Origin of the sequence: Streptomyces sp. NPDC057474 (assembly GCF_042802555.1) — a bacterium.
Taxonomy (GTDB): domain Bacteria; phylum Actinomycetota; class Actinomycetes; order Streptomycetales; family Streptomycetaceae; genus Streptomyces.
Window position 1 is genome coordinate 1 of sequence record NZ_JBHVDX010000331.1, and the last position, 7,782, is coordinate 7,782.

Genomic DNA, 7,782 nt, shown 5'->3' on the forward strand with positions numbered 1-7,782 from the left:
GCCCCGGCCACGCCCACCCCCGGCCCGGCCGCGCCCGCCGCATCGGGCCCGCCCCCCGCGTACGCCCAGCCCGGCCCCCCGGCGGCGCCCCAGGCCCCCGCCGCCTACAACCCCGCCCCCGGCGGACCCGACCCCCGCACGCTCTGGCCGAACATCCTGGAGACGGTGAAGAACCGCCGCCGTTTCACCTGGATCCTGCTCAGCCAGAACGCGCACGTGGCCGGTTTCGACGGCACGACCCTGCAGATCGGCTTCGTCAACGCGGGCGCCCGGGACAACTTCGCGAGCAGCGGCAGCGAGGACGTACTGCGGGCGGCGCTGGCCGAGCAGTTCAACGTGCACTGGAAGATCGAGGCGGTCATCGACACGTCGGGCGGCTCCGCGCCTCCGGGCGCCCCCGGCGGTTACGGGTCTCCCGCTCCGGCCGCCGGTGGATATGGCGGCGGTGGCGGCACGGGCGGTGGCGGCTACGGCGGTGGCGGCGCGGGCGGCGGCTACGGCGGCTCTCCGGCCACGGCGTCACGTCCCGCCGCGCCCCAGGCCTCGGCCCCGGCACCCCGCCCGGCATCCCCGGGCCCGGCCGCGCCCCACCAGTCGGCACCGAGCGCCCCGCCCGTCGCCGCACCGCCCCCGGCCCCCGAACCCCCGCCCGTCTCCCCCGAGGACGACACCCCCGAGGACGACGATCCCGACCTCGACGAATCGGCCCTCTCCGGCCACGACCTGATCGTGCGGGAACTGGGGGCGACCGTGGTGGAGGAGATCGCGAACGAGTAGCGGGCGGGCAAGCCGCGAGCGCCGAGTGCTGCTGCCGTGAGACTCGAGGCAGAGCCCCGGCTGGCGCTGCGGTGCGGTCGGTGCTCCGCCGACGTGGGGGCGAAGCCGGTGGTTCACCGCCGCTGCGCCAGCTCCCGGTTCGCTACCCCACACCCAGCCCCCAGGCCCCCCGCACCCCTCCCTTCCCCACTCCACCTTCGTGTGATCCGACAAACCCCTGCCGTCCCACTCTTCGGAAGCCCCCACAAAGCCACCCGCCCCCTCCGGCTAGGCTGGCCCCGTGAAGGTCCTCGTCATTGGTAGCGGTGCTCGTGAGCACGCGCTGTGCCGTTCGCTGTCCCTCGATTCCGATGTCAACGCACTCCACTGCGCGCCCGGCAACGCGGGTATCGCCCAGGTGGCCGAGTCGCACTCGGTCGACGCGATGGACGGCGCCGCCGTGACCGCGCTGGCCACGCGGCTGGAGGCCGACCTGGTGGTCGTGGGGCCGGAGGCCCCGCTGGTCGCGGGTGTCGCCGATGCCCTGCGCGAGGCGGGCATCCCGGTCTTCGGCCCGTCCGGCGAAGCCGCGCAGCTGGAGGGCTCCAAGGCCTTCGCCAAGGAGGTCATGGCCGGCGCCGGCGTGCCCACCGCGCGGTCGTACGTCTGCACCACCGCCGAGGAGATCGACGAGGCCCTGGACGCGTTCGGCGCTCCGTACGTCGTGAAGGACGACGGGCTCGCGGCCGGCAAGGGCGTCGTCGTGACGGCGGACCTCGCCCAGGCCCGCGAACACGCGCTCGCCTGCGACCGGGTCGTCATCGAGGAGTTCCTGGACGGCCCCGAGGTCTCCCTCTTCGCGATCACCGACGGCGTGACCGTCCTCCCGCTCCAGCCCGCGCAGGACTTCAAGCGCGCGCTGGACGGCGACGAGGGCCCCAACACCGGCGGCATGGGCGCGTACTCACCGCTCCCGTGGGCCGACCCGAAGCTGGTCGACGAGGTGCTGCAGACCGTGCTGCAGCCGACGGTCGACGAGATGCGGCGTCGCGGCACCCCGTTCTCCGGCCTGCTCTACGCGGGCCTGGCGATCACCAGCCGTGGCGTACGGGTGATCGAGTTCAACGCCCGGTTCGGTGACCCGGAGACCCAGGTCGTCCTCGCCCGCCTCAAGACCCCGCTGGCCGGTGTTCTGCTCGCCGCCGCCAACGGCACCCTCGGCGACCTCGAACCGCTTCGCTGGAGCGGCGACGCGGCCGTCACCGTGGTCGTGGCCTCGCACAACTATCCCGGCACGCCGCGTACCGGCGACCCCATCACCGGCCTCGACGAGGTCGACGCCGTTGACGCCCCGCACGCGTACGTCCTGCACGCCGGCACCAAGCGCGCCGGAGACGACGTCGTCAGCGCCGGCGGCCGCGTCCTCTCCGTCACGGCCACCGGCAAGGACCTCGTCCAGGCCCGAGACCGCGCCTACACCGCCGTCGCCCGCATCGGCCTCGACGGCTCCCAGCACCGTTCGGACATCGCGGCGAAGGCGGCAGCCGAGGCGTGACCGACTGACGGTTGCCAACAGGTGGACTCCGGCGGACCCTTCGCCCCAGCCACGTACCCCTGACCTCCCACGCCCCTCCGCGCCCTGCCACACCCTTCCGTGCGCATCCACACGCATCCGTCCCCTTCGCGACATCCGCATGCGAAGCGCATCAACGGGTACGAACCCCAGGCCCCGGAACCCTTCGGAGACCCCCAGGAAGCCCCTGGAAAAGCCGTCGGAATCCGGGGCCCGATCCTTGCCCAGCGTCATTCACCTCTCCCCAAAGCCATTCCATCGAGTGAGCGATGGCCCATCCGGCTGACGGCGGCCGGGGCCCCAACTAGGGTGCGGCGCAAGTGTTCCGGCACTTGGCCCACCGGCATTGCGATGTCAGTGGTGGGTGCCACAGTGGGGGAGTGAGCAACGTCAGGGCATCGGCGGCGACCACTGTGACGAGCAGTCGTCGTGGTGTGCGCCGCACGGGACAACAGGGGGTGACGTCGGGTCGTGACCGGTATGGCAGGTGGTGAGGAGGCGGGCGCGCAGGCCGCGCGCTCCCGGGCCCTCGCCGTGCTGCGTGTCCGCAGCAGGGCGCTGGCCGTGGCAGTGCTGCCCGCGGCCGTCGCCGTCGTCCTGTTGGTCGGCGGGTCGACCGGCCATCTGACCGGCTCGGGCTGGTCCATGACGAGCTGGGTCGTGTCCGGCCTCGCCGTCGTCGTGCTGCTCGCCGCCGCCGGCATCGCGCTCGTCGTCGCCCGCGCCCGGCCCGCCATGAGCCCCACGGTCTCGATCACCGAGCGGGCCGCGCCCGATCTCTACCGTCTGGTCCGGGATCTGGCCGACCGCCTCGACGTCCCGCACCCCTCCGCGATAGCGCTGACGCCGGACTGCGACAGCTGGCTGGAGGACCGCACCCACCCGTCCCACAACACACCCGCCACGCACCGACCCGCCCACTCCTCGACCGATGGGGCCGACGTGGCCGGTGGCCCCGGTGGGGAACGGGCCGACGAGATGGCGGGCGCCCGCGGATCGTCGCCCGGCCTGCAGTCCCGTCTGCAATCCGGTCCGGAGTCCGGACTCTCCTCTCCCCGGCGGCACCGCGCGCCCACCGCCCCCGTGCTCGTCATCGGCTCGCCGTTCCTGTGGTGGATGCGGGTCGGTGAGCTACGAGCGGTGCTGGCACCGGTCGTAGCGGGTACGGGACCGTCGGCGCACCCGGACATAGCCGCGGCCCGCCGTTTCGTACGCGGGCTGGACGCCGCCGTGGCCGTCACCTCGGCGCCGACGCGTGGCCCGCTCGTCCGTGCGGTGCCGGCCGGTGTCGGCTGGGTGACCCGGCTGCTCCTGCGCGCCTGCCGGGGGCACGCGGCCGAGATGGAGCGCGGGGTCGCCGCCGCGGCGGCCGAGCGTGCACAGGCTGTGGACTACGGTCTGCGGATCGTCGCCCAGGAGCAGGTCGGCCTGGCCTACGCGGGCTGGGACCGCCTCCTCACCCGGGTCGCGCTGCCCGCCTGGCGGATGGGCCGCTGGCCGTCCCGCCTGGACGCGGGTGTCGTCGCCGCGCTCACGGAGCTGTCCCGCCGCGACCGCCTTGCCGAGGGCTTCGCCTCCCGGCTCGGCGAACGCCCGGCCTGCGACCTTCTCGAAGAGCCCGGCACGGTCGACGAGGCCGCGTCCCTCCTCGCCGCCCGCCTCTTCCACGGCGGCCCCGCCGAGTCCGGCCCCGACTGGTCCCCGGTCGACTGGCACGAGTATCCGGACGAGGTCGTCGACCGCAAATGGCGCACCGACGCGGCCCGCCTCCACCGCGTCCTCGACGCGCTGGGCGTCCGCCACACGACAAGCGACCCGACCACCGACCCAACCGGCCCGGCCCCCGGCGGCCCCACCCTGTCCCGCGTACTGAACCACCTGACCTCCCCGACCACGGCCCACGCCCCCGGAGCCGCCACCGCGCGCGAGCCGCACTTGAGGACCGCCGAAGGACACGAGCCGGGTGCCGAAGCCCCTCAAGAGCGCGAGCACGAGCACAACCCCGCCCAGGGGCCGGACCGGCACCACATATCCCCTCGCGACGACAGTGCTGACGGTGACGGTGACGAACCCGGTCTCGCCAACGCCCAGTCCGCCGCTCTCGCCGCCGCGTTGACCGCCGAGTTGGCGCGGGAGGAGGCGGCGGCCCCGGCTGCCGTGCACACCGCGGCCGGTGGGGCCGAGGTGCAGGGACCGGACCGGGCGCTGTGGGACGACGGGCTACTGCCGCTGTTCCCGATGCAGCCGCCCCGCACGGGCCGCGAGCTGCTGACGGAGCACGTCGCCGCGATGGTGTGTTGCGCGGCGATGGACACGGCGGGCGCGACCCCGGGCCTGGACTGGCTGGACGGCCCCTCCCTCCTCGTCGACGGCGTACGGGCGGCCGACCTCGCCCCCCGGGTCCTGACCCTCGTGGAGGACGGTGACCCCGCCCCCCTCCGCGACTGGCTCCGCCACCTCGGCGTCCGCCCTGAGAAACCGGTCCGCCTGGTCTGAACGCCACCGCCCCCGGCCATGACCTGCCGCGGCCCACCGCGCCCACTCGCCTCGCCCAGCCGGGGCACCGCGCCCACCACCAGCCCCGACCCGCCGGAGGCAACCGCGCCCACCTGCCGCCCACCCGCCCCGACCAGCCACAACAACCGACGACCACCGCCGACCACCTACGACCGGCCCCCCGGCTCACCCCGCTCTCCCAACTTCCCATCCGGAGCTAGCCGTTCCACTATCGCCAATTCGCAACGAACGGTGACGGAGCGCGTGCGTAATGTGATGTGCTGGGACCGATCGCGTACGTAGCAAGGGCTTGCGACAGCTCACGGGGGACGAGGGAGGGAGTACTCATGGGCTCGGAGCACCACCACATCCGCCGTTGGGAATCGGGCGCCCTCGCCCACGCCGTGACAGATCCCTTCGGCCAGGGCCCCGTCCCCTGGCTGCGGGGGGCTGTGACGTACTTCGACGACACCGGCCAGGTGGTCCCCTGGTACGTGGAGCTGGGCCCGCCCGAGTCCGAGGCGCCAACCAAAGGCGCTCGCGCCCGCGTCCCCGCCCCCCGCACCCCACCGGGCCCCCGCTCCGCCGACGACGTGCACCGGCAGATCAAGGGCTTCACGGCGACCGGCGCCGCCGCCCCCGGCGAGTCCATCGACTTCCACATCACCGTGGACCCGCCCCAGGAATTCGGCGTCGACATCTACCGCATCGGCCACTACAGCGGCGATGGCGCGGCGAAGATCACCACAAGCCCCCGCCTCTCCGGCATCGTCCAGCCTCCGCCCCTCACCGCCGACCGCACGGTCTCCTGCCACCACTGGTGGCTCTCCTGGCGGCTGCAGATCCCGAGCTACTGGAACGTCGGCGCGTACGTGGCGGTCCTGACCACCGCCGACGGCTACCGCTCCCACGTGCCGTTCACCATCCGCGACGACCGCCAGGCCGACCTGCTGCTCCTGCTCCCGGACATCACCTGGCAGGCGTACAACCTGTATCCGGAGGACGGCCGCACGGGCGCCAGCCTCTACCACGCCTGGGACGAGGACGGCCGGCTGCTCGGCGAGTCCGACGCGGCGACGACGGTCTCCTTCGACCGCCCGTACGCCGGCGCCGGCCTCCCCCTCCACGTCGGTCACGCCTACGACTTCATCCGCTGGGCCGAGCGCTACGGCTACGACCTCGCCTACGCCGATGCCCGCGACCTACACTCCGGCCGCGTCGACCCCAGCCGCTACCGGGGACTGGTCTTCCCGGGCCACGACGAGTACTGGTCGCCGCGGATGCGCCGCACCACCGAACTCGCCCGCGACAGCGGCACCTCGCTGGTCTTCCTCTCCTCCAACACCATGTACTGGCAGGTGGAGCTGAGCCCGTCCCCGTCCGGTGTCCCCGACCGCCTCCTCACCTGCCGAAAACGCCAGGGCCCCGGCAAACCCGCACTGTGGCGCGAAATCGACCGCCCCGAGCAGCAGCTGATGGGCATCCAGTACGAGGGCCGGGTCCCCGGCACCCACCCCTTGGTCGTGCGCAACGCCGATCACTGGCTCTGGGACGCGACCGGCGCCCATGAGAACGACGAGCTGGAAGGCATGGTTGCCGGCGAGGCCGACCGTTACTTCCCGCGCACCCCACTCCCCGAGCATCAGGGCCGCATACTCCTCGCCCACTCCCCGTACCGGGACAGCGACGACACCGTCCGCCATCAGGAGACCTCCCTCTACCGAGCCCCCTCCGGCGCCTGGGTCTTCGCATCCGGAACGTTCGCCTGGTCTCCGGCCCTGGACCGTCCGGGACACGTCGACACCCGTGTCCAGCGAGCCACCGCAAACCTCCTGGACCGCATCTGCAAACGCGACTGAGTCCCGTCAGCACAACCCCTGGCCAAGATCGGTTGCCCGCATACGGGAGAATCGAGCCACTTGGACATCACCACGGGGAGGAACCGTGTCCGGATTCGTAGAAAAGCCCGAGCCGATCCAGGTTCCGGGCCTGGTGCATCTGCACACCGGCAAGGTGCGCGATCTGTACCAGAACGAGGCGGGCGACCTCGTGATGGTCGCCAGCGACCGAACGTCCGCGTTCGACTGGGTGCTGCCGACGGAGATCCCCGACAAGGGGCGCGTCCTCACGCAGCTGTCCCTCTGGTGGTTCGACCAGCTCGCCGACCTGGTCCCGAACCACGTCCTGAGCACCGAACTTCCGCCGGGTGCCCCCGCAGACTGGGCGGGCCGCACCCTCGTCTGCAAGTCCCTGCGGATGGTCCCGGTGGAGGCGGTCGCCCGCGGCTATCTCACCGGTTCGGGCCTGCTGGAATACAACGACTCCCGTACGGTCTGCGGCCTCGCCCTCCCCGAGGGCCTGGTCGACGGCTCGGAGCTGCCGGCGCCGATCTTCACCCCGGCCACCAAGGCCGCCGTCGGCGAACACGACGAGAACGTGTCGTACGAGGAGGTGGCCCGCCAGGTCGGTGCGGAGACCGCCGCCCAGCTGCGCCAGACCACCCTCGCCGTGTACGGCCGCGCCCGGGACATCGCCCGTGACCGGGGCATCATCCTGGCCGACACCAAGTTCGAGTTCGGCTACGAGGACGACACCCTCGTCCTCGCCGACGAGGTCCTCACCCCGGACTCGTCCCGCTTCTGGCCGGCCGACCTGTGGGAGCCGGGCCGCGCCCAGCAGTCCTTCGACAAGCAGTTCGTCCGCGACTGGCTGACCTCGGGGGCCTCCGGCTGGGACCGCGCGAGCGAGCAGCCCCCGCCGCCGCTGCCCGAGGAGATCGTCGCCGCGACCCGGGCCAAGTACGTGGAGGCGTACGAGCGCCTGACGGGCACGCGCTGGAGCTAGGCGCACGAAGAAGGCCCCGGTCCAGTGGACCGGGGCCTTCTTTCGATCGATCTCAAGAGCGGACGACCAGGTTCGAACTGGCGACCTCAACCTTGGCAAGGTTGCGCTCTACC

Annotated in this window: 4 protein-coding genes and 1 pseudogene; all 5 read left to right on the plus strand. The window is 72.9% G+C overall.

What is annotated here, in order from left to right; translation table 11 throughout:
- A pseudogene (locus ACFU53_RS44675) lies at nt 1–777 on the plus strand (DNA polymerase III subunit gamma and tau); the annotation flags it as partial.
- 280 nt (nt 778–1,057) lie between these two features.
- A complete protein-coding gene (gene purD, locus ACFU53_RS44680) occupies nt 1,058–2,311 on the plus strand; it encodes a phosphoribosylamine--glycine ligase (RefSeq protein ID WP_384005710.1) in 1,254 nt (417 codons plus the stop codon).
- A 498-nt stretch (nt 2,312–2,809) separates the two neighbouring features.
- On the plus strand, nt 2,810–4,825 hold the full coding sequence (locus ACFU53_RS44685) for a hypothetical protein (protein WP_384005716.1): 2,016 nt from the start codon (nt 2,810–2,812) through the stop codon (nt 4,823–4,825).
- 347 nt (nt 4,826–5,172) lie between these two features.
- Entirely contained in the window at nt 5,173–6,684 is a 1,512-nt protein-coding gene (locus ACFU53_RS44690; protein WP_384005712.1) for a N,N-dimethylformamidase beta subunit family domain-containing protein, read from the plus strand.
- An 85-nt stretch (nt 6,685–6,769) separates the two neighbouring features.
- Complete coding sequence (locus tag ACFU53_RS44695; protein WP_384005714.1) at nt 6,770–7,669, plus strand: phosphoribosylaminoimidazolesuccinocarboxamide synthase; 900 nt, start codon at nt 6,770–6,772, stop codon at nt 7,667–7,669.
- Nucleotides 7,670–7,782: the final 113 nt, after the last annotated feature.